Source organism: Mycobacterium sp. GA-2829, assembly GCF_001499965.1.
Classification (GTDB): domain Bacteria; phylum Actinomycetota; class Actinomycetes; order Mycobacteriales; family Mycobacteriaceae; genus Mycobacterium.
In genome coordinates this window covers 99,367-123,389 of the sequence record NZ_LQIT01000023.1, presented here as the reverse complement: position 1 = coordinate 123,389, position 24,023 = coordinate 99,367, and the positions used below count along the sequence as shown (strand labels likewise).

The 24,023-nt window shown below is 69.5% G+C and carries 25 protein-coding genes; 5 read left to right on the top strand and 20 right to left on the bottom strand.

Translation table 11 applies throughout. The annotated features are described in order from the left end of the window. Window positions 1-92 precede the first annotated feature (92 nt). Entirely contained in the window at window positions 93-584 is a 492-nt protein-coding gene (locus AU194_RS15495) for a MarR family winged helix-turn-helix transcriptional regulator (protein ID WP_059090133.1), read from the top strand. Window positions 585-587: 3 nt separating this feature from the next. Here AU194_RS15495 and AU194_RS15490 read toward each other — a convergent pair whose 3' ends face one another. The 16 genes from AU194_RS15490 to AU194_RS15415 form a co-directional block, all read right to left on the bottom strand. Next, complete coding sequence (locus AU194_RS15490) at window positions 588-1,433, bottom strand: alpha/beta fold hydrolase (protein ID WP_059090132.1); 846 nt, start codon at window positions 1,431-1,433, stop codon at window positions 588-590. Between the two features lie 91 nt (window positions 1,434-1,524). Further along, the gene (locus AU194_RS15485; RefSeq protein WP_059090131.1) at window positions 1,525-2,097 is read right to left on the bottom strand and encodes a carboxymuconolactone decarboxylase family protein; all 573 of its coding nucleotides are present in this window, start codon (window positions 2,095-2,097) and stop codon (window positions 1,525-1,527) included. Window positions 2,098-2,220: 123 nt separating this feature from the next. Beyond that, the gene (locus tag AU194_RS15480) at window positions 2,221-4,956 is read right to left on the bottom strand and encodes a LuxR family transcriptional regulator (RefSeq protein WP_059090130.1); all 2,736 of its coding nucleotides are present in this window, start codon (window positions 4,954-4,956) and stop codon (window positions 2,221-2,223) included. A gap of 100 nt (window positions 4,957-5,056) precedes the next feature. Then, a complete protein-coding gene (groL, locus tag AU194_RS15475) occupies window positions 5,057-6,676 on the bottom strand; it encodes a chaperonin GroEL (protein WP_059090129.1) in 1,620 nt (539 codons plus the stop codon). Between the two features lie 87 nt (window positions 6,677-6,763). Further along, on the bottom strand, window positions 6,764-7,066 hold the full coding sequence (gene groES, locus AU194_RS15470) for a co-chaperone GroES (protein ID WP_041310041.1): 303 nt from the start codon (window positions 7,064-7,066) through the stop codon (window positions 6,764-6,766). Window positions 7,067-7,234: 168 nt separating this feature from the next. Next, window positions 7,235-7,693 (bottom strand): nuclear transport factor 2 family protein, encoded by a 459-nt coding sequence (locus AU194_RS15465; RefSeq protein ID WP_059090128.1) that lies wholly within the window; start codon window positions 7,691-7,693, stop codon window positions 7,235-7,237. Beyond that, window positions 7,690-8,712 carry a tRNA (adenosine(37)-N6)-threonylcarbamoyltransferase complex transferase subunit TsaD gene (tsaD, locus tag AU194_RS15460; protein ID WP_059090127.1) on the bottom strand — a complete coding sequence of 341 codons (1,023 nt, stop codon included), beginning with the start codon at window positions 8,710-8,712 and terminating at the stop codon, window positions 7,690-7,692. Before tsaD ends, AU194_RS15465 begins: the two co-directional genes overlap by 4 nt. Then, window positions 8,709-9,185: a ribosomal protein S18-alanine N-acetyltransferase gene (rimI, locus tag AU194_RS15455; protein WP_059090126.1), complete on the bottom strand. Its 477-nt coding sequence runs from the start codon at window positions 9,183-9,185 to the stop codon at window positions 8,709-8,711. Before rimI ends, tsaD begins: the two co-directional genes overlap by 4 nt. Further along, complete coding sequence (gene tsaB / locus AU194_RS15450; protein WP_059090125.1) at window positions 9,182-9,817, bottom strand: tRNA (adenosine(37)-N6)-threonylcarbamoyltransferase complex dimerization subunit type 1 TsaB; 636 nt, start codon at window positions 9,815-9,817, stop codon at window positions 9,182-9,184. Before tsaB ends, rimI begins: the two co-directional genes overlap by 4 nt. Then, window positions 9,817-10,281, bottom strand: coding sequence for a tRNA (adenosine(37)-N6)-threonylcarbamoyltransferase complex ATPase subunit type 1 TsaE (gene tsaE / locus AU194_RS15445; RefSeq protein WP_059090124.1), 465 nt, complete (start codon window positions 10,279-10,281; stop codon window positions 9,817-9,819). The genes tsaB and tsaE overlap by 1 nt, the downstream gene beginning before the upstream one ends. Beyond that, complete coding sequence (locus AU194_RS15440) at window positions 10,274-11,368, bottom strand: alpha/beta fold hydrolase (protein ID WP_197417635.1); 1,095 nt, start codon at window positions 11,366-11,368, stop codon at window positions 10,274-10,276. Before AU194_RS15440 ends, tsaE begins: the two co-directional genes overlap by 8 nt. An 11-nt stretch (window positions 11,369-11,379) precedes the next feature. After that, window positions 11,380-12,531 (bottom strand): alanine racemase, encoded by a 1,152-nt coding sequence (gene alr, locus AU194_RS15435; protein WP_059090229.1) that lies wholly within the window; start codon window positions 12,529-12,531, stop codon window positions 11,380-11,382. A gap of 118 nt (window positions 12,532-12,649) precedes the next feature. Then, entirely contained in the window at window positions 12,650-14,035 is a 1,386-nt protein-coding gene (locus AU194_RS15430) for a glutamate decarboxylase (protein ID WP_059090122.1), read from the bottom strand. Between the two features lie 17 nt (window positions 14,036-14,052). Further along, complete coding sequence (locus AU194_RS15425) at window positions 14,053-15,474, bottom strand: NAD(P)H-hydrate dehydratase (RefSeq protein ID WP_059090228.1); 1,422 nt, start codon at window positions 15,472-15,474, stop codon at window positions 14,053-14,055. 41 nt (window positions 15,475-15,515) lie between these two features. Then, window positions 15,516-16,184 carry a maleylpyruvate isomerase N-terminal domain-containing protein gene (locus tag AU194_RS15420; protein WP_059090121.1) on the bottom strand — a complete coding sequence of 223 codons (669 nt, stop codon included), beginning with the start codon at window positions 16,182-16,184 and terminating at the stop codon, window positions 15,516-15,518. Then, window positions 16,171-16,872: a DUF899 domain-containing protein gene (locus AU194_RS15415; RefSeq protein ID WP_059090120.1), complete on the bottom strand. Its 702-nt coding sequence runs from the start codon at window positions 16,870-16,872 to the stop codon at window positions 16,171-16,173. Before AU194_RS15415 ends, AU194_RS15420 begins: the two co-directional genes overlap by 14 nt. 79 nt (window positions 16,873-16,951) lie before the next feature. On the opposite strand from AU194_RS15415, the gene AU194_RS15410 reads away from it, so the two are divergent. Next, complete coding sequence (locus tag AU194_RS15410) at window positions 16,952-17,284, top strand: helix-turn-helix transcriptional regulator (protein WP_059090119.1); 333 nt, start codon at window positions 16,952-16,954, stop codon at window positions 17,282-17,284. Further along, window positions 17,281-17,715, top strand: coding sequence for an SRPBCC domain-containing protein (locus AU194_RS15405; RefSeq protein WP_059090118.1), 435 nt, complete (start codon window positions 17,281-17,283; stop codon window positions 17,713-17,715). Before AU194_RS15410 ends, AU194_RS15405 begins: the two co-directional genes overlap by 4 nt. On the opposite strand, the gene AU194_RS15400 is transcribed toward AU194_RS15405, so the two are convergent. Both AU194_RS15400 and glmS read right to left on the bottom strand, forming a co-directional pair. Then, complete coding sequence (locus AU194_RS15400) at window positions 17,712-18,593, bottom strand: alpha/beta fold hydrolase (RefSeq protein WP_059090117.1); 882 nt, start codon at window positions 18,591-18,593, stop codon at window positions 17,712-17,714. The two genes, AU194_RS15405 and AU194_RS15400, sit on opposite strands and share 4 nt — an antisense overlap. Then, entirely contained in the window at window positions 18,593-20,458 is a 1,866-nt protein-coding gene (gene glmS, locus AU194_RS15395; protein ID WP_059090116.1) for a glutamine--fructose-6-phosphate transaminase (isomerizing), read from the bottom strand. Before glmS ends, AU194_RS15400 begins: the two co-directional genes overlap by 1 nt. Window positions 20,459-20,513: 55 nt before the next feature. Here glmS and AU194_RS15390 point away from each other — a divergent pair, with 55 nt between their 5' ends. Together AU194_RS15390 and AU194_RS15385 are read left to right on the top strand one after the other, a co-directional pair. Continuing rightward, window positions 20,514-21,359 (top strand): dienelactone hydrolase family protein, encoded by an 846-nt coding sequence (locus AU194_RS15390; protein ID WP_059090115.1) that lies wholly within the window; start codon window positions 20,514-20,516, stop codon window positions 21,357-21,359. A 42-nt stretch (window positions 21,360-21,401) separates the two neighbouring features. Continuing rightward, window positions 21,402-22,442: an LLM class F420-dependent oxidoreductase gene (locus AU194_RS15385; protein WP_059090227.1), complete on the top strand. Its 1,041-nt coding sequence runs from the start codon at window positions 21,402-21,404 to the stop codon at window positions 22,440-22,442. 79 nt (window positions 22,443-22,521) lie between these two features. Here AU194_RS15385 and AU194_RS15380 read toward each other — a convergent pair whose 3' ends face one another. Next, the gene (locus tag AU194_RS15380; protein WP_231743403.1) at window positions 22,522-23,733 is read right to left on the bottom strand and encodes a hypothetical protein; all 1,212 of its coding nucleotides are present in this window, start codon (window positions 23,731-23,733) and stop codon (window positions 22,522-22,524) included. Continuing rightward, window positions 23,699-24,004 carry a type VII secretion target gene (locus AU194_RS15375; RefSeq protein WP_059090114.1) on the bottom strand — a complete coding sequence of 102 codons (306 nt, stop codon included), beginning with the start codon at window positions 24,002-24,004 and terminating at the stop codon, window positions 23,699-23,701. The genes AU194_RS15380 and AU194_RS15375 overlap by 35 nt, the downstream gene beginning before the upstream one ends. Window positions 24,005-24,023 lie beyond the last annotated feature (19 nt).

Below are 24,023 nucleotides of genomic sequence, written 5' to 3'. Positions count from 1 at the left end.
CTTCGATTTCGAAGCGTCTGTCAGGTGTAACTGCTTCGAGGTTGAAGCGATTCCCGCTAAGCGGTTCGAATTCGAAGCAATACACTCGAGAGGTGGCCGACGCCCTCGAACCCGCTCAGTTGCGTACCTACTTCGCCTTGACCGAGGCGGTCAGCGTGCTCCAGTACGCGGTGCAACAGCAGCTCCGGGCCGAAGGCGGTCTCAGCTACGTGCAGTTCGAGATCCTGGCCAAGCTCGTCGATGCCGGGCGGCCGCTCACGATGACCGATCTGGCCGACGGCGTGGTCTACAGCCGCAGCGGATTGACCCATCAAGCGGGACTGCTGGAGCGGGCCGGGATGATCACCCGCGAGGCCAGTTCCGACGACCAGCGCGCCACCCTCGTCCGCATCACCGACGCGGGCCGCGACCGGGTCGCCACAGTACTGCCCGGACACATCGAGGTCGTGCGGAATCTCCTGTTCGAACCGCTGTCCGCCCACGACGTCGCGACGCTCGGCGGGATCATGACCCGGGCCCTCGGACACATGCGTTCGCGCCCACCGCGATCGGCCGCGCCGCGGAGACGCCGCGTCGGCCGGTGAATGTCACGTGGGGTGATTCGCCAACCAGTCGAGCAGGAGGTCTGCCACCGTGTCGGGTTGCTCGTCGAGCATCCAGTGCGACCCCGACAGGATCTCGAAGCGGTATTCGGCGCCGACATACCTCTCGGTGAGCCGGGCGCCCTTCTCCATGAGGGCGGCATCGCCGTCACTCCAGACGTACATGGTGGGAACGGCCGTCTTCGTGCCGATGCCGGGGAGCCCGGACAGCGGCATCGCGCGGTACCAGTTGAGCGCGGCGGTCAGCACCCCCGGCTCACTCATCGCGCGAGCATCGCGGTCCGCGGCATCCTTCGGTTGTCCGCCCTTCGACTGCATGAACGCCGACAGTCGGGACGGATCCCCGTCGCTGCCGAGGAAGTACTTCTCCGGGACGCCCGGGAGTTGGAAGAAATAGACGTACCAGGAGGCGAACGCCTGTCGGCTCGTGGGCATGGCTCGCAGGAACGCCGCGGGATGCGGCACCGACAGCGCGGTCAGGGATGTCAGACGCTCGGGCATCGCCGCCGCCACCGCCCAGGCCACCATGGCCCCCCAGTCGTGCCCGACCAGGTGCACCCGCGCGGCGCCGCAGACGTCGAACAGCGCGCGAACGTCCTCGACCAACTCGGAGACGCCGTAGTCACGGCGGCGGGTCGGCCTGGCACCAGGTGAATACCCGCGCTGATTCGGCGCCAGGCAGCGGTAGCCGCCGGCGGTGAGCCGGTCGATGACACCGTTCCAACTCGTGTTCATCTGCGGGAAGCCGTGCAACAGGACCACGACGGGCCCGTCGGCCGGACCTTCGTCGATCACGTCGAAGACGAGACCACCACGGCGGTACTGCTTCATGGGTTCAGGATGCGCGCGCGTCGCCCGTCACACCGGCGAATGCGCTACTCACGGGCACGGTCCTTACAGACGAAAAGGCCCGAGTGGCAGGTCATCCCAGGGGTGAGGTACGTGATCCGATCTTGTCGGTCGTCTCGAGGGGGACCCGGGTGCCGTTGAGGAACAGGCTCAACAGGCTGAACCACGCGATCGTCGCGATGTACTTGCGCGTCGTCGTCACCCCGAACCGATCGAGCAGGCCCTGCAGGGTGTCGTCGGTGAGCGTGCCCGTCAGGAGCAGCTCGTCGGTAGCCGCGATCAACAGCCGGTAGTCGGCAGCGAGATGCTCTGAATCACGTTCGCCGGCAACCGCTTCGATCTCGGAGCGCGTCAGACCCGCGTTACGGGCCATCTGTTCGTTGGCCTGCCACTCATAGGGGCTGTTGAGCACCGAGGCCGCGCGCAGGATCACGACCTCACGGTGCTTGGCGTCGATGTCCGGTTCGCCGAACACGGCTTTGACCATGCCGGCCAGCGCAGGAAAGAAGTCCCCGGTGCCGCTCATCATCTTCATGACGTTGAGCGCGGTGTCGGAGTCGTAGCCGTCGCCGACCGCGCGAGCGATGTCGGCGTCGTCGGGCAGCGGCACCACGACGGTGGTGTCATACGGTGTGGGTTTTCCCATGATGTTTCCGTCCTCCTCGGTCGCCTCGGTGCAACGAAAAACACCCCCGGGGAACGTCCCCGGGAGTGTTTCCCGCGTGGCCATGATCCTCGTCCTCGCCCAACGAGCACTAGTGGTTACTCATCACCTTGGATGCTGCCTCAGCTCGCGCCGAGAGGACACTCCGAGTTTGGCGAAGACCTTGCTCAAGTGCCATTCCACTGTCCGGGGACTGAGGAACAGGTGGCTGGCGATCTCGGAGTTGGTATAACCGTCACCTGCCAGTCGGGCGATATAGCTTTCCTGCGTCGTCAAGGCCACCGTCGACCTGCTGCCGCGCGCGTGCTGCAGGGGCTCGCCTGCTGCCGCGAGTTCTCGGCGTGACCGGTCCGCGAAGCCGTCGGCTCCCATCTGCACGAACAGCTCGTGGGCGATTCGCAGCTGCTCGCGGGCGTCGGTTTGGCGGTTCTGACGCCGCAACCACTCGCCGTAGACGAGATGTGTGCGGGCGTAGTAGACGACGACGGGACTGCGCTGCAGGTTCGCCAGGGCTGCTTCGTATTCGGCTTCGGCGGTCGGACCATCGTCGATGAGGGCCCTGGATCGGGCTGCCAGGCCCAGCGCGCTGTCAGATCCGCTGGCGGTCGCCCGCTCAGCGAGTTCGTCGAGCGCAGCTTCGGCCGCGCTTCGGTGACCACTCCTGATGGCCGCCTCGACCATCTCGACCAGGATGTAGCCGCGCAGTGCGATGTCGTCGTACTCCAATGCCGAGCTACATGCGGCGAATGCCTTGTCGTACCGGCGAAGTCCGGTGTGGAGGATGGCCGCTGAAAAGTGTGCCTGGGCGATTGCGCTGCCCTCGCCGCGTTCGGTGGCTTCTTTGATCGTCGCGTGCACCATCTCCCCGCACAGCCGCTCCTGTCCGCGGTATGCGGCGAGATACGCCTCGACGGAACGGTGGGGCGGTGTCCCCGTCGCTTCGGCTATCGACCTGGACTGCTCGATCAGCGCAGCGGCCTGCGCGAAGTCGCCTGTGTTGACGCAGGCGCCCGCGTTGGTGGTCAGAACGTTGGGAAGGGCCGTCAATTCGCCTGCCGCGGTGAGCAATTCAAGCTGGCGGCGACTCAAGGCGTTATAGCTGGCCTCGTCGAATCGTTCCAGCAGGACACGCAGGGCAATCAAGTGCCATCGTGGATCGGCAGTGCCGGCCTTATCGTCGTCCAGGTACGCGGTGATGGCGCGTTTCAGCAGCGGGGCTGCGGCGACATATCCGTCGGTGAGTCTGACCACCGTCCCGTCCAACAAGAGGTCGACGGCTCTGGGCGGTCCCGACACCGTGGGGGCGTTGCGCGCTGCCTCGGCAACGGCTACCGCGGTGGAGAACCGGCCGACGACCGCCGCCGCCATCAGCGCTTCGAGATAAGTCTCTCGCGCGAGCGCGGGATCCAGGTCGCGCAGTTGTTCGGCAGCCGCCAGCAGTAACGGGGGCGCGTCGCTGCCACGGTTGGTGGCGAAGGCGACCTTGGCGCGCACCAGATCCGCTCGCGCACCGAGTAGTTCGTCATCGGCGCCGGCAACCGCTTCCAGCAGTCGTGCTGCGGCCTCTGGGTCGCCCGCGTCCAGCTTGGACAGGGCCGCCGCCAGTGCTCGCTCGGCACGACGGACGGGGTCAGGTGTGAGTTCAACGGCATACGCCAAAAATGCTGCCGCTGCGGCACTTCCACCCCGGCACCGAGCCCGCTCTGCTGATTGCACCAACTCCACGGCGACACCCTCGCTGGGTGCCTCTGCGGCATGGGCGTGGTGCCAGGCGCGATGCTCATCCGCGAGCGGGCCCGAGATCACCTCGGCCAGTGCGGCGTGAGCCTGCCGCCGCTCCGATGGGACGGCGTCGCGGTATATCGCCGACCGCACCAGCGGATGGCGGAATCGTAGTCTGGTGTCGATGCTCACCAGGCCGCTCTGCTCCGCTGGGACACCTGCGTCGACACCGATTCCGAGCCGCGCGGCGGCGGCCCACAGCCACGACGGCTCGCCGGTGGGCTCGGCGGCTGCCAGAAGCAGGAGCATGCGGGTCTTCGACGGCAGTTCGCCCAGCCGCTGGCCGTAGGACTGTTCGATCCGCGTCGCCAGCGACTTCGCGGCTGTCAGTCCATATCCGCCCGCCAGCTGCGCCCGTGGCAGCGCACGGTTCAGTTCGAGCAGCGCCAGCGGATTGCCGTCCGCTTCGGCCAGGATGTTGTCGCGCACGATGTCATCGAGGCGGGCGGGCATCATCGAGGAGAGCAGTGCCCGAGCATCCGCATCGGCGAGGCCGCCGAGGTGCATTTGGGGTAGTGCTGCCAGCTCCTGCTCGGCCTGCAGGTCACGCGCGGCGAAAATCATCGCAACGGGGTCGGCGGAGAGTCGGCGTCCAGCGAACGCGAGCGCCTGGAGCGAGGCGCGATCGACCCACTGCGCGTCGTCGATGAGGCAGATCGTGGGCCGCTCCGCCCCCGCGTCCGCGAGCAGCGATAGCACCGCCAAACTCACCAGCAGGCGATCCGGCGCCGAGCCGCCACGAAGCCCGAGTGCCACCTGGAGCGCGTTTCTCTGCGGGTCGGGCAACCGGTCCAGAGAACCCAGCAGTGGGGCACACAGTTGCTGAACCGCGGCGTAGGCGAGTTCCATCTCTGATTCCGCACCGCTGAGGGCGATGACGCGCAGGTCCGCGGCTCGATCACGGACGTCCAGCAACAACGCGGTTTTGCCGATACCGGCCGCACCCCGAAGGCACAGAACCGCACTCCCGCCGCCTCGCACACGGTCGATCAAGCCGGACAGCTCCTGCTGCTCGGCGCGCCGACCCACCAGTGTGTCGCGTCCGGCGTCGCCGACCATGCGGTGATCTTGACATGGCGGCTCGACCACGGCAGCCGAAGTCCGCGGCTTCGGTGTAGTTGGTCGCGCTCAGCGCAACCAACTACACCGAAATCACTGACTAGTGGGCGTGGCCGTGATGGCCGTGCCCGTGATCCTCGTCCTCGGCCGGCTTGTCGACGACCGCGGTCTCGGTGGTGAGCACCATCCGGGCCACGGACGCGGCGTTGAGCACCGCGGACCGCGTCACCTTCACCGGGTCGACGACACCGTCGGCGAGCAGGTCGCCGAACTCCAGGGTCGCGGCGTTGAAGCCCTGCCCCGCAGGCAGTTCGCTGACCTTGTTCACCACGACCGAGCCGTCCAGCCCGGCGTTGGTGGCGATCCAGTACAGCGGAGCCGGCAGTGCCTTCTCGAACACCTCGACACCGAGCGCCTCGTCACCCGACACGGATCCGCGCAGGCTCTCGAGCGCCTTGCGGGCGTGCACGAGGGCGGCGCCACCACCGGTGACGATGCCCTCCTCGACGGCCGCCTTGGCCGCGGCGACCGCGTCCTCGACGGCTTCCTTGCGCTTCTTGAGATCGGTCTCGGTGGCCGCGCCGACCTTGATCACCGCGACGCCGCCGGCCAGCTTGGCCAGCCGCTCTTCGAGCTTCTCGCGGTCCCACTCCGAGTCGGTGGCCTCGATCTCGCTGCGCAGCTGCTTGGCGCGGTCGGCGATGGCCTCGGCGCTGCCGCCGCCGTCGACGATCACCGTGCTGTCCTTGTTGACCACCACGCGGCGCGCGGTGCCCAGCACGTCCAGCCCGACCTCACGCAGCACCAGGCCGACGTCGGGGTTGACCACCTGACCGCCGGTGACGATCGCCAGGTCCTCGAGGAACGCCTTGCGGCGGTCACCGAAGAACGGCGCCTTGACCGCGACGGCCTTGAGCGTCTTGCGGATCGCGTTGACGACCAGCGTCGACAGCGCCTCACCCTCGACGTCCTCGGCGATGATCAGCAGCGGCTTACCGGATTCGGCGACCTTCTCCAGCAGCGGCAGGAGGTCGGGCAGCGAGCTGATCTTGTCGCGGTGCAGCAGCACCAGCGCGTCCTCGAGCACCGCCTCCTGGGAGTCGAAGTCGGTGACGAAGTACGCCGAGACGAAGCCCTTGTCGAAGCCGACACCCTCGGTGACCTCGAGTTCGGTGTTCAGGGTCGAGGACTCCTCGACGGTCACGACACCGTCGTGGCCGACCCGGGTCATCGCCTCGCCGACCAGGTCGCCGATCTGCGGGTCCCGCGAGCTGACCGTGGCGACCTGAGCGATACCACCCTTGTCGTCGACCGGGGTGGCCGCGGCGAGCAGCGCCTCGGACACCGCGTCGGCGGCCTTGCTGATCCCCGCGCCCAGGGCGATCGGGTTGGCACCGGCCGCGACGTTGCGCAGCCCGGCGCGCACGAGCGCCTGGGCGAGCACGGTGGCGGTGGTGGTGCCGTCGCCTGCGACGTCGTTGGTCTTGGTGGCGACCGACTTGACCAGCTGGGCGCCGAGGTTCTCGAACGGATCCTCGAGGTCGATCTCGCGGGCGATGGTGACACCGTCGTTGGTGACGGTCGGACCGCCCCACGCCTTGGCCAGCACCACGTTGCGTCCGCGCGGCCCGAGGGTCACCCGTACCGCGTCGGCGAGCTTGTCAACGCCGACTTCCATTGCGCGGCGCGCAGTTTCGTTGAATTCGATCTGCTTGCTCATATGTGTCTTCCTGTTTGCGGCATGCAACGCATGCCGCCCCGGACATCACCCGTGTACAACGGGGATCTCCGGGGCGGGCACGGGTGCTTACTTGTTGACGACAGCCAGCACGTCGCGGGCCGACAGGATCAAGTACTCCTCGCCGTTGTACTTGATCTCGGTGCCGCCGTACTTGCTGTAGATGACGGTGTCGCCCTCGGACACGTCCAGCGGGATCCGCTTTTCGCCCTCATCGTCCCAGCGGCCGGGGCCGACGGCGACAACGGTGCCTTCCTGCGGCTTCTCCTTGGCCGTATCCGGAATGACCAGACCGGACGCGGTCGTGGTCTCGGCCTCGTTGGCCTGGACGAGGATCTTGTCCTCGAGTGGCTTGATGTTCACGCTCGCCACGATGGAGCCCTCCACTAGTTCGGTGTAGGTCCAGGTGGTCCCGGACCCGAATGTTTCCAGCGTTTACAGATGTCCGGCATGCGTCCGAGCCCGAGCGCCGTCGTCGCGGGTGCCGGCACAGGGTTGGCCGCCTGCCACCTAGCACTCTATACATGCGAGTGCTAGCACTCAAGGGTGGGGATGTGCCTGTTCGCCGAAGTGTCGCGGGTCGATGTTCAGGTGGGCCGAGACGTCCCCGACGTGCTCGACATCGACTTGCCGGGCGGTGAAGTACCACCCGTCGTCGTCGCGCGCGAAGGTGTCCCGGTACCGGCCGACGACGATCGGCTGCAGTGGCACGATCTCGGTCGCCTGGACGACGCAGAACGTCGACCGCGCCGCCGCGGTGTCGCCGTCGACCGCGACGATCGGGTTGAGGACGAGGTGGCGGGTGCGCGGGGTGTTGCCGTGTTCGGGATAGCGTCTGGTCGTGGCCGCGAACAATTGCGCGATGGCCTCGGCGCCCTCGACACCGGCGAACGAGCCGCGGCGGAGCAGTCGGCCGACGCCGTCGAAGTCGCCGGCGTCGACGAGTTCGGCGTAGCGGTAGAGCAGTTCGTGGATCGCCAGCGTGTCGGTGACGCTCACGCCACCTGGCTCCGCACCACGGGCAAACCGGGGTCACTGGCCGCGTCCAGCGGCGACGGTGGTGCGCCCGCCGCGATGAGGTGGGCGGCGAACGAGGCGATCATCGCGCCGTTGTCGGTGCACAGCCGCGGCCGCGGGATGCGCAGCGTGAGACCGGCGTCGGCGCAGCGCTGCTCGGCCAGCTCCCGCAACCGGGAGTTGGCCGCCACCCCGCCGGCGATCAACAGCGTGGACACCCCGAGATCGGTCGCGGCGCGCACCGCCTTACGGGTCAGCACGTCGGCCACCGCCTCCTGGAATCCCGCCGCGATGTCGGCCTGGGACGCCTCAGGATGGCTCTCGACGTAGCGCGCGACGGCGGTCTTGAGGCCGGAGAAGCTGAACGCGTACGGCTCGTCGCGGGGGCCGGTCATGCCGCGCGGGAACACGATCGCGTCGCGGTCGCCCTCGCGGGCCAGATCGTCGAGCACCTTGCCGCCGGGATAACCCAACCCGAGCAGCCGCGCCACCTTGTCGTAGGCCTCCCCCGCCGCATCGTCGACGGTGCTGCCGAGTTCGATGATCGGCTCCCCCAGCGACGTCACGTGCAGCAGATGGGTGTGGCCGCCGGAGACCAGCAGGCCCACGCTTTCGGGCAGCGGGCCGTGCTCGTAGACGTCGGCGGCCAGGTGCCCGCCGAGGTGGTTGACGCCGTAAAACGGCACCTGCCACGCTGCCGAATACGCCTTGGCCGCAGCCACTCCCACGAGCAGGGCGCCGGCCAGGCCGGGACCGATCGTGGCGGCGACGACGTCGGGTTTGCGCACCCCCGCGGTCTGCAGGGCGCGGCGCATGGTCGGGCCGAGCGCCTCCAGATGCGCGCGGGAGGCGATTTCGGGCACCACCCCGCCGAAGCGGGCGTGTTCGTCGACGCTTGAGGCCACCTCGTCGGCGAGCAGGGTGACGGTGCCGTCGTCGGACAGGTCGGCGATGCCGACACCGGTCTCGTCGCAGGAGCTCTCGATGGCCAGGATGATCACGGCACTTCTCGCTTCGCAACGCTCGGTGGGTCTCGCCTCATCGTATAGGCGTCGGCGCCGCTGACCCGGTAGTAGCGCTTCCGCAACCCGACCCGGGTGAACCCGACGCTCTCGTACAGGCTGATCGCGGCGACGTTGTCGGTGCGTACCTCGAGGAACACCACACCCTCGTCGGCGAGCGCGAGCAGCCGGCCGAGGATCTGGCGGCCGACGCCGTGGCCCTGATAGTCCGGGTCGACGCCGATGGTGTGGATCTCGTACTCGTAGGGCGCCTTCCGTCCCAGTTGGGCGATGCCGCCGTAGCCGATGAGGATGTCGTCGGTGCGGGCGGCCACGTAATGGTTGTGCCGCGAACCCAGCTCGGCGAGGAACGCGCGGGCCGGCCACGGGTCGTCACCGGGAAACAGCTGCGACTCGAGTTCGGCGCATCGGGCGGCGTCGTCCTTGGTCAGCGGCCCGTAGGTGACCTTCACCGTCGGGCCTGTTCGGCGCGCGGCGTCGCGTCCGGACGGCGCAGGTACAGCGGCACCAGCGCCTCCGGGTCCCGCGACCAGTCGGCGACCGCGCGCACCAGCCCGGCCACCGTCGGATACTGCGGTCCACTCACCTGCAGCGCGAAAAGCGCGGCGTGGTCGGGTGATCCGGCCACCGTCGCCGCCCCGGACGGCACGTCGGCGGGGGCGTTGACGGCGGGCCCGTTTACGCGCAGCCCGTCGCGGTAGCGGGCCCAGTACACCTCCTTGCGCCGGGCGTCGGTCACCACGAGCGCTTCTCCGGGGAGATCGACCCCGATGGCGTCGAGGCTGCACACCCCGTGCACCGGGATGCCGAGCGCGTGCGCATACGCGGCGGCGGTGGCCATCCCGACCCGCAGGCCGGTGAACGGGCCGGGTCCGCACCCGACCACGACGGCGGTGAAATCGGCGAAGGTGACCCCGGCATCCTGTACGGCGGCAAGCACATTGGGGGTCAGGCGTTCGGCGTGCGCGCGGGGGTCGACGGTCACCCGCTCGGCGAGGACGCTGACCTGATCGCCGTCGCGGCGCACCACCCCGGCGGTGACGGCGGGGGTGGCGGTGTCGATGGCCAGGACGAGTCCACTCACTACCGGCTCCACTGCCAGATCGCGGTGCGCGCCTCGGTGTCCACCGCACGCTCCAATCGGATGTCGAGGTGGCTGTCGGACAGGCGTTCGGCGACACCCTCACCCCATTCGACGACGACGACGGCGTCGTCGAGGTCGGTGTCGAGGTCCAGGGAGTCGAGTTCGGCGAGCAGGTCGGTGCCGGGATGGTCGAGCAGCCGATACATGTCGACGTGCACCATTGCCGGCCGGTCCGGTCGTCGGGCGCGGTGCACCCGCGCCAGCACGAACGTCGGCGAGGTGACCGGACCCTCGACATCCATCGCCTGCGCGATTCCCTTGGCCAGCACGGTCTTTCCTGCGCCGAGTGGTCCGGACAGCACGACGACGTCGCCGGCGCGCAGTTCGGCGCCCAACCGTGCGCCCAGCGCCATGGTCTCCTCCGCGGTGGCCAGTTCGGCCGTCCCGCTCTGCCGGTCAGCCACGGGGTCTGGCCCGCTCGCGGAGCCGCCGCGTCAGCGCGACGAGTTTGGACGGGGTGGCGCGTTCGACGAGTCGGACCAGCGCGTCGTCGATCTCCTCGGGTTGTTCGAGTTGCACGAGATGCCCCGCGCCGCGGACGATCACGAGTTCGCTCTTGGGCAAGGCGTCGGCCATCTCCTGGGAGTACTCCATCGGGGTGAGCAGATCACGGTCACCGCAGGCGATCATCGTCGGGACCTTCGCCAGCGTGGTCAGACCCGCCGTCTCGTCGTGCACCTCGAGGGCGTGCAGGAATTCGACGAGCGTCACGATCGGGGTGTCGTGCATCATCTTCTCGGAGAACGCGACGACGCTCGGGCTGATCTTCTCGTCACCATAGGACGCCGCCCGCAGGATGGGGCCGATCACCGCGCGGGCCAGCCCGCGGGTGCGGTGCACGGTCCCCGGCGCGTAGCGTGCGGCGAACCGAACCGCCTCCAGCGCAGGGTTTTTCAGGATCTCACCGAGCGGCGACGCGGAGACACCCTCGGCGGCGGAGGAGATGATCGCCGCGCCGACGATGCGGGTCGGATACCGCTGCGGGTACTGCCGGGCGTGGGAGAGCACCGTCATCCCGCCCATGGAGTGACCGACCAGGACGACCGGTCCACGCGGGGCGACGACGGCGAGGACCGCTTCGAGGTCCTCCCCCAGTTGCGTGACGGTGTAGGTGTCCGGCGGCGCCTGGCCGGACTGGCCGTGGCCACGCTGGTCGTAGAACACCATCCGGACCTGCTCACCCCACTGGTCCGACAGGCGGGCACGCTGGAAGTGGAAGGCGCCCATCCGCAGGCAGAAACCGTGGGCGAAGACAACGGTCAACGGCGCGTCGGCCGGCCCGACCTCCCGGACGGCCAGCGGGACGCCGTCGGTGGTGGTGACCACGGAGCTGCGGTCGGCGTCGAGCAGCTCGAAATCCTCACCCGCGTAGGGGTCGTCGTCGGTGACGCGGCGGGTCACCGAGCGGGCGACGGTGACCGCGGCCAGTGAGCCGACGGCGGCGATCCCCGCGGCACCGGCCAACCAGCCGGCGCTGCCCCGCCGTCGCATCTCGTTGTCGCTCAACGGCTGTCCCGTCGATAGGTGCGGACGACGCGACCGCGGGGGCTGGTGACGATCTCGTAGTTGATCGTGCCGACGAGCTCGGCCCAGTCCTGGGCGGTGGGTTCGCCGCGGGTGCCGGGCCCGAAGAGGATCGCCTCGTCGCCGTCGGTGACGTCGACCGGGCCGGGGCCGAGGTCGACGACGAACTGGTCCATGCAGACCCGCCCGACGCCGGGATACAGCCGGTCGTTGATCAGCACCTGCAGGCGGCCGCTGAGGCTGCGGTAGACCCCATCGGCGTACCCGATCGGCAGCAGCGCGACGGTGGTGTCGCGGTCGGCGACCCAGGTGTGACCGTACGACACGCCGTCCCCCGCCTTGAGGGAACGAGTCCGTGCGACAGGGCATTTCAGCGTCATCGCGGGTCGCAAGCCCATATCACCGCGGGTGGGGATCGGGGTCTGCCCGTAGAGCGCGATACCGGGCCGGACCATGTCGAAGGCGAGGTCGGGGCGGGTCATCGCCGCGGGCGAGTTGCACAGGTGCGCGACCTCGAAGTGCACCCCGGCCTCGGCGGCCCGGCGGCGCATCGCGCTCAGGCGCTCGGCCTGGCGGTCGTTGGTCGGGTTGTCGGGTTCGTCGCCGCACGCCAGGTGGCTCATCAGCCCCACGACCCGCACCGCATCGTCGGCCTGCGCACGGGCGAGGCGGTCCAGCAGAGCGGGGTACTCGGCGGGGCTGACACCGTTGCGGCTCAGCCCGGTGTCGGCCTTGACGGTGACGCTCGCGGTGACCCCGGTGCGGTGCACGGCGTCGAGCACTTCCTCGAGCTGGCGCGGGGACGACACCGCGAGTCCGATGTCGGCCCGCAGCGCGGGGGCGAAGTCGGTGCCCGGGGCGTGCAGCCAGGCCAGCAGCGGCGCGGTGATGCCGTCGCCGCGCAGCGCGAGCGCCTCGCCGACGGTGGCCACCCCGAGATCGGTGACGCCCACGGCGAGCACCGTCCTGGCCACTTCGGTGGCGCCGTGGCCGTACGCGTCGGCCTTCAATACAGGCATGACCCGCGCACTGCCTGCGCATTCGCGCAGTACCGCGAGGTTGTGGACGATCGCGTCGAGGTCGATCACCGCCTGCGCGGTCGGCGTCGTGGCCGTCTCTGTTGTCTGCATGGTCATGTCACCCGTGCCGATTGTCCCAGAGACGGACTCCCCCACGTCTCCGAGATCAGACTTGGGGCACGCTGCGTGGTCCAGAGCGTGCGACAAGTCTGATCTCGGCGGGCCGGTTCTAGTGGGCGAACGGCTGCACCTCGTCGAAGTGGCCGCCGGGTTTGAGCTCGTCGAGGTGGTTGAGCACGGTCACCATGTCGTCGCGCAACGCCCGCGCGAGGTCGGCGGAGAACCCCTCCCGCACCACGATGCGCAGCACGGTGACGTTCTCCGCGCCCTCGGGCATCGTGTAGGCGGGCACCTGCCAGCCGTAGGACCTCAGCGTCTGCGAGATGTCGAACTCGGTGTAGCCGGGGTTGCCCCGCAGGCGGAAGCTGACCACCGGGATCGCCGAGCCGTCGGTGATCAGTTCGAAGTGCTCACTGGTGCGCAGTTCGTCGCCCAGCCACCGCGCGGTCTGTGACAGCGACTGCATCACCTGCGAATATCCGCCGCGGCCCAACCGCAGGAAGTTGTAGTACTGGCCGACCACCTGGTTGCCCGGCCGCGAGAAGTTCAACGTGAAGGTGGGCATGTCGCCGCCGAGGTAGTTGACCCGGAACACCAGCTCCTCGGGCAGCTGTTCGGCGTTGCGCCACACCACGAATCCGATACCGGGGTAGGTCAGGCCGTACTTGTGGCCGCTGACATTGATCGACACCACGCGCGGCAGCCGGAAGTCCCACTGCAGGTCCGGATGCAGGAACGGCACCACGAACCCGCCGCTGGCCGCGTCGACGTGCACGGGCACGTCCACCCCGCCGTCGGCGGCCAGCTTGTCGAGTGCCGCGCAGATCTCGGCGATCGGCTCGAGTTCACCGGTGTAGGTGGTGCCCAGAATCGCGACCACGCCGATCGTGTCCTCGTCGACGTTCTCGAGCACCTGTTCCGGCGTGATGACGTAGCGCCCCTCCTCCATCGGCAGGTAGCGCGGCTCGACGTCGAAGTAGCGGCAGAACTTCTCCCACACCACCTGGACGTTGGACCCCATCACCAGATTGGGGGTGCGCCCCTTCCAGGCGTCCCCGCCGACCCGCTGGCGCCACCGCCACTTCAGTGCCAGCCCGGCCAGCATGACCGCCTCGCTGGACCCGATCGTCGACACGCCGATCGCGGTGGCAGGGTCGTCGTCGCGCAGATCCTCGGCGTGGAACAGATCGGCCACCATGCACACGCAGCGCTGCTCGATCGCCGCCGTCGCGGGGTACTCGTCCTTGTCGATCATGTTCTTGTCGAAGGTCTCGGCCATCAGCTTCTCGGCCTCGGGGTCCATCCACGTGGTCACGAACGTGGCGAGGTTCAGCCGGGAGCTGCCGTCGAGCATCAGTTCGTCGTGGATGAACCGGTAGGCCGCCTGCGGATCCATCGCCTCGTCGGGCAGTCGCAGCGAGGGCACCGGCGCCATCGCCAACCGGCCGGTGTAGGCGGGCGAGACGTGCTGGACGCGACTGTGCGAATGCGCCATGAAAGGTCCTCTCCAGGTCAGATGGTGCCGAGTGCGGTGCGGATGTGGTGCAGGATGCGCGACGCCGACGTGGGCGCCGGGCGGGGTCCGGGATCGGCGGCCGACGCGTTCGCGGCGTGCGCGTGGACGAAGGCGGCGAGTGCGGCGGCCTCGCCGGCGGGGAGTCCGGCGGCCAGCAGGGCACCGATCATCCCGGACAGCACGTCACCGGAGCCGGCGGTGGCGGCCCACGCTTCGCCCGCCGGGTTGAGGTAGGCCGTGCCGTCGGATTCGGCGACGACAGTGACGTTGCCTTTCAACAGGACCGTCGCGCCGAACTGTTCGGCCAGCCGTCGTGCCGAGGCGACGCGGTCGTCCCCCGGAGGTGATCCGGCCAGGCGCGCGAACTCCCCCGCGTGCGGGGTGAGCACCGTCGGTGCGTCGCGGTCGGCGACGAGTTCGGGGTGGGCGGCCAGCAGGGTGAGACCGTCGGCGTCGACGATCACCGGCAGGTCGGTGTCGAGCGCGAAGCACAGCGCCGACGCCCCGGCCTCGTCGGTGCCGAGCCCGGGCCCCACCACCCAGGACTGCACCCGCCCGGCTGATGCCGCGTTCGGTGCGGCCACCACTTCTGGCCAGTGCGAAACCATCTCTGCCGCAGCGCTACCCGCGTAGCGGACCATACCGCTGGTCGCGGCGACGGCGGCGCCGGTGCACAGAATCGCCGCGCCGGGATACGTCGACGAGCCCGCGAGCACCCCGGTCACGCCCTGGGTGTACTTGTCGTCCTTCGGTCCCGGCCGCGGCCAGCGCGCCCGCACATCCGCGGCCTCGATCCCGAGCAGATCCGACGGCGCCAGGTCCAGCCCGATGTCGACGAGTTCGACGCGCCCGCACTCCCCCAGCGCGTGCACCGGTTTGAGCCCACCGAACGTCACGGTCAGCGCCGCGTGCACGTGCGGACCGTCGGCGGCGCCGGTCTCGACGTCGATACCGCTGGGCAGGTCGACGGCCACCACGGGTGTGCCTGCGTCGTCGACGGCGGCGAACACCTCGGCCGCGCCGGGCCGCAGCGGCCCGGATCCGGAGATGCCGACCACGCCGTCGACGACGAGATCCGTTGTCGACGGCACTGTTTCGACCACCCGTCCGCCTGCGGTCCGGAACGCCGCCAAGGCCTTCGGATGAGTACGGTCGGGGGTGAGCAGCACCGCGTTCGCCGATACGCCGCGTCGGCGCAGGAACGTCGCCGCCCACAGTGCGTCACCGCCGTTGTCACCCGATCCGACGACGGCGCAGACCTGCCGTCCGGCGACACCACCGGTGCGGGCTGCCAGCTCCCGGGCGATCGCGGTGGCCAGGCCGTATGCCGCGCGGCGCATCAGGGCGCCGTCGGGCAGGCGCTGCAGCAACGGTGCTTCCGCGTCGCGGACCGCCTTCGCGCTGTAGTAGTGCCGCACGAGCACACACCCTACGTGGGCGAGCGGCGAAATCGGTGTGGTTACTCGACGATGTCGGCGGTGGCCGGGCCGAACAGATAGAGCGCGTCGAGCACGGGGGCCGGGTCCGCCGACCAGTCCATCGCCGCCAGTTGGGCCCGGCTGCGCCGCCCCAGCCGCCACCGCAGCGCCTCGAAACGCGATGTCCGCAGCCGTAATTCGTCACCGGTGGCGGGGCCGCAGCGGTACTCGGCATCCTCGACGACCACTCGCAGCGGCACCGGCGGGTCCAGGATGTCGAGCACCTGTTCCGAGGCGTGCCGGACCGCCGCGGAGTCGCGGGCGCCCGGCCGGTCCAGCGCACCGCGGATGTCGTGCTCGTGAGTGACGATGTCGGCGACCGGGGCGATCAACCCGCGGGTGCGGGCCGCCTCCTCGAGCCGGCGCGTGTTCTCGGCCCACCCGCTGAGCATCTCGTCGACGCCGACGTCGCGGAACCGGGCCACCTGCGCGGCCGTCTGCGCGTCGGTGGGTACCCCGGCGAGCCTGCCGTCGACCCATTCCTCGGCGACGCCCACGACGTGGGCCACCACGTCGCGCACCGTCCAGCCCGGACATGTCGGCACCGCCGTACGCCACCCCGCCTCGTCGAGCGGCCGGACCAACCCGGCGATCCGCTCCCGCGACTCCCGGTAGAGGCCGGCGCTGCGCGCTGCTTCAGTGCCCGGCACAGCAACTCCCTTCGACCCCGGCGTGCGCGCCGTATGCGTCGTGCCAAGACCACCATTCGTAGGGTGCGTCCTGCGGATACCCCTCCGGGGAGTCCTCCCAGGTCTCCTGCCGGCCGAGCGCGGTCATGTCGAGGAACGCCCAGGTGTTGACGAACGCCTCGTCGCCGCGCTCGTTGATGAAGTACGTGCGGAACACCTGGTCGCCGTGACGGATGAAGGCGTTGGTGCCGTGATACTCCTCGCAGCCGAAGTCGGCGTCGAAGTCGTCGGTCAACGTGTACCACGGGTGGTCCCACCCCATCCGCTCTTTGATCCGCCGGAGATCGGCCTGCGATCCGCGGGAGACGTAGACCAGCGTGGTGTCGCGCGCGTTGAGGTGGGCCACGTTGCCGATGTGGTCGGCCATCAACGAACACCCCACGCAGCCGTGTTCGGGCCAGTCGTCCACTCCGGGATCGATGAAGGCGCGGTAGACGATCAGCTGGCGGCGCCCGGCGAACAGGTCGAGCAGTGTCGCCGGACCGTCCGGCCCCTCGAACGCGTACTGCTTGTCGACCGCCATCCACGGCATCCGTCTACGCATGGCCGCCAACGCATCCCGCGCCCGCGTCAGCTCCTTCTCCTTGACCAGTAATTGCCGGTGGGCGTCCTCCCATTCGGGCGCCGACACGATCGGTGGTGTCTTCATGGACCCTCCAGAACATTAAACAGATGCGTTGAACGTCACTACGGCCAGCACAACACACCCGCCCGTTATAGTCAACAATATGGTTGAAGATCAGGTGCTGGATCGGGCGTACGCCGCGCTCGCCGATCCCACGCGCCGTCGGCTCCTCGAGGCACTGCGCGACGGCGACGCCCGCATCACCGATCTGGCCGCCCCGCTGCCCATGACCTTCGCCGGCGTCTCGCGCCACGTGGGTGTGCTGGAGTCAGCGGGCCTGGTCACCCGCGAGGTGCGCGGCCGCGAACACTGGCTGTCGCTGCGGCCCGACGGTCTGGCGATGGCCGCGAAGTGGATGGACGAGCAGACCGAGTTCTGGTCGACCCGCGCCGACGCCTTGGCCGACCGGCTGCGCCGGAAGCGGCGAGACCGATGACCGAGGCGCCCGCGGTTCGCGTGCGGCGGGTCATGCCCGCCCCACCGGAGATGGTGTTCGACGAGTGGCTCGACCCGGAAGCGTTGACGGACTGGATGTGTCCGCATCCGACCCGGGTGGTCGACGTCGTGGTGGAGCCGCAGGTCGGCGGGCGGGTGCGCTTCGACGTGGACGACGTGGGCACACCGGTGTTGATCACCGGGCAGTTCCTCGAGATCGACCGTCCCCGCCTGTTGCGGTTCACGTGGAGCAACTCGGACTGGCCCGATCCGACGACGGTCAGCGTCGTCGAGGTCACATTCGTCCCGCACGGCGAGGACGAGACGCTGATGTCGATCGAGCACACCCTCTTGCCTGCAACGGCTTTCGACGACTTCCACGGCGGCTGGACGAAGACGGTCGAGCAGCTCGCGGAGCGCCTGGGGCGTTAGACGCCGTCCCAGAAGCGGTGCGCGCGTTCGGCGATCTCGTCGGCGTACTCGCCGTTGATCGCGTGCGACGCCTCGGCCCACACCTCGATCTCACCCTGTGGCAACAGCTTTCGCGCCCTCTCGGCGGCACGGTCGGCGCGCAGCATCACGCTGCGCCCGCCGAGCAATCCCAACACCGGAACCTCAAGAGACCGTAATTGTTCATCGGTGATCGGCTGGGGCGGCGGCAGGCTCAACACGAAGTCGCGACTGCCCGCGTCGATCAACCGGGCCTCCATCACCAGGTCGCCGGCGTCGGCGCCACCGGAGATCCAACTCAGCACCCGTCGGCGGACCGACCCGGGCACCCCCGGGGCGAACATCGCGACCGAGGCGATCAGCGTGCGCACCGGGATGCGGTCGAAGGTCATCACCGGATCGAGCAGCACCAGCGAGGCCACGCGCCCGGGACGCCTGACCGCCAGGTTCACCGCCGCCCACCCGCCGATCGATGCCCCGAGCAGGTGCACGCGGTCCAACTCCAACCCCGCCAGCGCCTCGCCGAGCCACCGCGCCTGATCATCAGCACCGGTGATGGGCGCGGTCTGCACCGACATCCCCGGCTCGCCGAGTAGGTCGAGGATGTAGACGGTGCGCCGGGGTAACAGCGACGGCAGATTCGTCCGGTACATCGGCGTGCACGCGTTACGACCCGGCAGCAGTAGCACCGGTATACCCGGGGCGCCACCCGGGAAGCGGTACACCCGCACCGTGCCGAACGACGTGGGGACGTCGAACTGCGCATCGAACGGCGGCAGCGTCGCCATCCCGTCCCGGTACACCGCGCGGAAGTGCGCGAACGCGGCGTCACTGCGGTAGTGACCGACGCCGGCCGCCACTATTCGACGGTGACCGACTTGGCCAGGTTACGGGGTTTGTCGACGTCGTACCCGCGAGCGCGGGCCACCTCGGCGGCGAACACCTGCAGCGGGATCGTCGACAGCAGCGGCTGGAAAAGCGTTGTGGTGGCCGGGATCTCGAAGATGTGGTCGGCGAACGGGCGCACCGTGTCGTCGCCCTCCTCGGCGATCACGATCGTGGTCGCGCCGCGGGCCTGGATCTCCCGGATGTTCGACAGGAGCTTGGCGTGCAGCATCGACGCACCCTTGGGCGACGGCATCACGACGATCACCGGCAGGTCCTCGTCGATCAGCGCGATGGGCCCGTGCTTGAGCTCACCGGCGGCGAAGCCCTCGGCGTGCATGTACGCCAATTCCTTGAGCTTGAGCGCACCCTCGAGCGCCACCGGGTAGCCGACGTGGCGGCCGAGGAACAGCACCGTCGGCTTGTCGGCGAAGCGCCGCGCGAGCGCGACGACGGGGTTGAGCTGTTTGAGCACCTGTTCGACGCGGCCGGGCATGGCCTCGAGTTCGTGGTACTCCCGCGCCACCTCGTCGGGATACTTGGTACCGCGGGCCTGCGCCAGCGCGAGCCCGACCAGGTAGTTCGCGGCGATCTGCGCGAGGAACGTCTTGGTCGCCGCGACGCCGATCTCCGGTCCGGCGCGGGTGTAGAGCACCGCGTCGGCCTCGCGCGGGATCTGGCTGCCGTTGGTGTTGCAGATCGCCAGCACCTTGGCCTTCTGCTTCTTGGCGTGCCGCACGGCCTCGAGAGTGTCGGCGGTCTCCCCCGACTGCGAGATCGCCACGACCAGCGTGCTGCGGTCCAGCACCGGGTCGCGGTAGCGGAACTCGCTGGCCAGTTCGACCTCGACGGGCAGCCGGGTCCAGTGCTCGATCGCGTACTTGGCGAGCAGACCGGAGTGGTAGGCCGTCCCGCAGGCCACTACGAACACCTTGTCGATGTCGCGCAGTTCCTGGTCGGACAGGCGCTGCTCGTCGAGCACGATGCGGCCGTCGACGAAGTGGCCGAGCAGGGTGTCGGAGACCGCGGCGGGCTGTTCGGCGATCTCCTTGAGCATGAAGTACTCGTAGCCGCCCTTTTCGGCGGCCGACAGATCCCAGTCGATGTGGAATTCACGGAAGTCGACGTCGGTGTTGCCGTGGAAGTCGCTGACGGTGTACCCGTCGGCGGTGACGACGACGGCCTGGTCCTGGCCGAGTTCGACGGCGTGGCGGGTGTGCTCGATGAACGCCGCGACGTCGGAGCTGACGAACATCTCCCCGTCGCCGATCCCGAGCACCAGCGGCGTCGACCGGCGCGCGGCCACGATCGTGCCCGGTTCGTCGGCGTTGGCGAACACCAGCGTGAAGTGGCCCTCCAGCCGGCGCAGCACGGCCAGGACCGAGGCGGCGAAATCGCCCGCGGTGTCGCCGTAGCGGTACTGGCGGCCGACGAGGTGGACGGCGACCTCGGTGTCGGTGTCGCTGGCGAACTCCACGCCGGCGGCCTCGAGCTCGCCGCGCAGCGGGGCGTAGTTCTCGATGATGCCGTTGTGGACGACGACGATCTTGCCGTCGGAGTCGCGGTGCGGATGGGCGTTGCGGTCGGTCGGCCTGCCGTGGGTGGCCCACCGGGTGTGGCCGAGTCCGCTGCACCCGGAGAGCGTCTCGGGCGCCGAGCACTCGAGGACTTCGCCCAGGTTGGCCAGCCGGCCGGCCCGCCGGTGCACGGTCATGCCGCCGTTGCCGTCGAGCAGTGCGATACCCGCGGAGTCGTAGCCGCGGTACTCCATCCGGTGCAGCGCGTCGACCACGATGGCGCAGGCGGGACGGTGCCCGACGTAGCCGACGATTCCACACATAGGAAACCAGGGTAGTGCAAGAGCCGGGGTGCAGTCGGTGAGCTACGGTCGTCACGTGGCCAGCACAAAGAAGCTGTTCAAGGCCTTGACCCGCCGCGGCCCTCATCGCGTTCTGCGCGGTGACCTGGCCTTTGCCGGATTGCCCGGTGTGGTGTACACGCCGGAGACGGGGTTGAATCTGCCCGGTGTGGCGTTCGGCCACGACTGGCTGGCCAGTGCGCTGCGTTACAGCGGCACCCTGGAGCACCTCGCCTCCTGGGGCATCGTCGCGGCCGCGCCGGACACCGAGACCGGGATCGCGCCGTCGGTGCTCAACCTGGCCTTCGACCTGGGCACAACGCTCGACATCATCACGGGTGTGCGGCTCGGACCGGGCAAGATCAGCGTGCACCCGACCAAGTTGGGCGTGGCCGGGCATGGGTTCGGGGGGTCGGCGGCGGTGTTCACCGCGGCGGGTATGCCGGGCCGCCTGAAGGCGGCGGCGGCGCTCTTCCCGACGGTGGTCCGCCCGCCCGCGATCCAGCCGGCCGCGACGCTGCAGATGCCGGGCCTGATCCTGGCGGATCCGGGCGACCCGATGTCGCTGCGCTCGAATGCGGTCGAGCTGGCGCGGGCGTGGAAGCCGGCGACGCTGCGCGCGGTCGACAAGGTGACCGCAGGTGGGCTGGTCGAGGGCCGCAGGCTGGCGCGCGCGATCAAGATGCCGGGTGAGGACAAGGGCACGCAGAAGATCGTCCGCGCGCTGCTGACCGGCTACCTGCTGCATGAGCTGACCGGCGACAAGAGCTACCGCGACTTCGCCGACCCGGAGGCGGTCCTGCCCAAGACCGAGGTGCTCGATCCGCATTCCGACGATCCGGTCGATCTGGAGAACAAGGTCGTCGCGCTGCTGAAGCCGTGACCCGACGTGCCCAACCAACCGGTTGGGTGCTATAACTTCGTGATGCGTACAGGCATCTTCCTGAGCTATGCGGGCGGCTTTCGCGAAGCCGTCGAGGACGTCGTCGAACTGGAGAAGGTGGGCGTCGACATCGCCCTGGTGGCCGAGGCCTACTCCTTCGACGCGGTCAGCCAGCTGGGATATCTGGCGGCCAAGACGTCGCGGATCGAACTCGGCTCCGGTGTGGTGCCAATCTACGTGCGCACACCGTCGCTGCTGGCGATGACGGCCGCGGGCCTGGACTACGTCTCCGACGGGCGTTTCCGGCTCGGCATCGGCACGTCCGGCCCGCAGGTGATGGAGGGCTTCCACGGCGTCCCGTTCGATGCGCCGCTGGGCCGCACCCGCGAGGTGGTGGAGATCTGCCGCAAGGTGTGGCGGCGGGAGAACCTCGAGTTCGACGGCAAGCACTACCAGATCCCGCTGCCCGCCGACCGCGGCACCGGGCTGGGCAAGTCGCTGCATCTGATCAATCACCCGGTGCGCGAACGCATTCCGATCACGATCGCTGCGCTGGGACCGAAGAACGTCGAGTTGACCGCCGAGATCGCCGAGGGCTGGCAGCCGGTGTTCTTCTACCCCGAGAAGGCCGACGCGGTGTGGGGTGACGCGCTGCGCGCCGGGTTTGCCAAACGCGATCCGGAGTTGGGACCGCTGGACGTGATGGTGAGCGCGGCGCTGGCCATCGGCGACGACGTCGAGGACCGGCTGGCTTGGGTGAAACCCCAACTGGCGCTGTACATCGGTGGCATGGGCGCACGCGGTAAGAACTTCTACCACAACCTCGCGACGCGCTACGGATTCGGCGAGGTGGCCGACCGCATCCAGGAGTTGTACCTGGCCGGGAAGAAGGCCGAGGCCATCGACGCGGTGCCCGACGACTTGGTGCGGTCGGTGTCGCTGATCGGGCCCAAGGGCTTCGTCAAGGAGCGGTTGGCCGCCTACGCCGAGGCCGGTGCCACCACGTTGCTGCTGCAACCGGTGACCGCGGACCGCCGCGAATCCGTGCGGTACGTCGAGGAACTGCACGCGCTGCTGCCCTGACCGACGCGAGACTGAAAGCACGCAGCAAAAGTGCGAGAGCACCCCTGCGTGAGTTCCGTATCGCGGATACCCCTTTCGCCTACTCCCCCACCTGCGGCAGCTCGTCGGCCGCGATCTCGCACGGAGTCCCCGCCGTCGGCTCGGGCACGGGTGCGACGGGTGCGGTCAGCGGCTCGGCCGGGGCGGGCGTCGGCGCCGGGGGTTCGGGTGCGTCGGGTTCGGGCACGGGCTCGGCATCGGGCACGGGTTCGGGTTCCTGCTCCGCCGTGGGCTCGGCTGCGGGCTCCTCGGCCTCGTCTTGTTCCTTATCCTCTTCCTCGTCCGGCTCGTCCTGCTCCTCGTCCACGTCGGGGTCTTCGTCGGGGTCTTCGTCGGGGTCTTCGTCGGGGTCGGGCATCTCACCGAGCGCATCGCCGATCGTCGGCGCCAGCCCGCCGATCATCTCGCCGAGTTGCTGACCGATCCCCGACAACCCGGACATACCGGACAGCCCAGAGCCCATGTCCGGCAACGCTGTTCCCGCCATCGGCGCAGTCGGTGCGGGCGGCGGCGCGCCAGGAGCCGTCCACGCGCCACCACCCGCCTCCGGGAACGGCGCCGGTGCCCCGGCCCGCACCGCGCTGACCGCGCCGTCGAAACGCTGCGCCATCGCATCGCCCGCAGACTCCATGGCGGCGACCCATTCCGCGCGGACGTCGCGCTCGACGAACGGCGCCACCTCGGCGTCGACCAGCTCACTGGCCGCCGACCGGTCACCCACCCCGGTGGTGACCGTCTCCGCCGCCGCACGCCACTGGCCCCGCACGCCGGCGGTGCGGGCATCGACCTCCTCTGCACCGGCCACCTTGGCATCGACCAGCCGCCACAGATCGTCACGGAGCGCACCCACCTGCTCGGCCGCAGCCGCCAACGCCGCCACGGCCTGCGACGACGCCTCGCTGTGGCGACGCAGGACGTCGGCCGCCGCGTCGGCACCCGCACCCATCCACGCCGCACTCAACGCGGACAACTGGGCGTCCTGACGCTGCTGCGCCTCCCGCACCTCGGTCAGCGCGGCGAGCAGCGCCGCGTGATCGTCGTCGAGGGCGTGCAGATCCAGCCCCGCCTCGGCGGCATACGCCTGTTCGACCCGCTCGGTGAGGTCGTACCCGCACGCACCGAGCTCCTGACACGCCGCCGCGTAGCGCGTGAGGTCGTCGACGACGGGCCTGCCCTCCGCCAACCGGCCCGCCACGTCGAACGTGCCCGCCACCGCGTCACCCGACCCGGGCTGCGGCATCGGCGTCGGCATCGGCATATCGCGTCGCCGAGGCACGCAGCGCCGCCGCTATCCCGCTCGCCGAGCGCGCCCAGCCGGACAACGCGACCGCGAGGTCGTCGACCGCGGCACGTAACGCCTCCCCCTGTGCGGCATAGGCCCGGCCTGCGACGGACCCATCGAAGGCCAGCGTCGAGAAATGTTTGCGCACAGCGTCTTCGACGATGCCTGCCGCGGCCTCGTACTGAGCGGCGATGCCGACGAGTGCCGCACCGTCGACGCGGGCGGCCCGAACTGATCCCATACCAAGTAGGACGCCACCC

Bases quoted from the DNA above. Each gene is read 5' to 3' on its own strand.
- AU194_RS15490 (WP_059090132.1), bottom strand. From the start codon at position 1,433: ATGAAGCAGTACCGCCGTGGTGGTCTCGTCTTCGACGTGATCGACGAA.
- AU194_RS15485 (WP_059090131.1), bottom strand. From the start codon at position 2,097: ATGGGAAAACCCACACCGTATGACACCACCGTCGTGGTGCCGCTGCCC.
- AU194_RS15480 (WP_059090130.1), bottom strand. From the start codon at position 4,956: ATGGTCGGCGACGCCGGACGCGACACACTGGTGGGTCGGCGCGCCGAG.
- groL (WP_059090129.1), bottom strand. From the start codon at position 6,676: ATGAGCAAGCAGATCGAATTCAACGAAACTGCGCGCCGCGCAATGGAA.
- AU194_RS15440 (WP_197417635.1), bottom strand. From the start codon at position 11,368: ATGCGACGGCGGGGCAGCGCCGGCTGGTTGGCCGGTGCCGCGGGGATC.
- alr (WP_059090229.1), bottom strand. From the start codon at position 12,531: ATGCAGACAACAGAGACGGCCACGACGCCGACCGCGCAGGCGGTGATC.
- AU194_RS15430 (WP_059090122.1), bottom strand. From the start codon at position 14,035: ATGGCGCATTCGCACAGTCGCGTCCAGCACGTCTCGCCCGCCTACACC.
- AU194_RS15415 (WP_059090120.1), bottom strand. From the start codon at position 16,872: ATGAAGACACCACCGATCGTGTCGGCGCCCGAATGGGAGGACGCCCAC.
- AU194_RS15410 (WP_059090119.1), top strand. From the start codon at position 16,952: ATGGTTGAAGATCAGGTGCTGGATCGGGCGTACGCCGCGCTCGCCGAT.
- AU194_RS15405 (WP_059090118.1), top strand. From the start codon at position 17,281: ATGACCGAGGCGCCCGCGGTTCGCGTGCGGCGGGTCATGCCCGCCCCA.
- glmS (WP_059090116.1), bottom strand. From the start codon at position 20,458: ATGTGTGGAATCGTCGGCTACGTCGGGCACCGTCCCGCCTGCGCCATC.
- AU194_RS15385 (WP_059090227.1), top strand. From the start codon at position 21,402: ATGCGTACAGGCATCTTCCTGAGCTATGCGGGCGGCTTTCGCGAAGCC.
- AU194_RS15380 (WP_231743403.1), bottom strand. From the start codon at position 23,733: ATGCCGACGCCGATGCCGCAGCCCGGGTCGGGTGACGCGGTGGCGGGC.
- AU194_RS15375 (WP_059090114.1), bottom strand. From the start codon at position 24,004: ATGGGATCAGTTCGGGCCGCCCGCGTCGACGGTGCGGCACTCGTCGGC.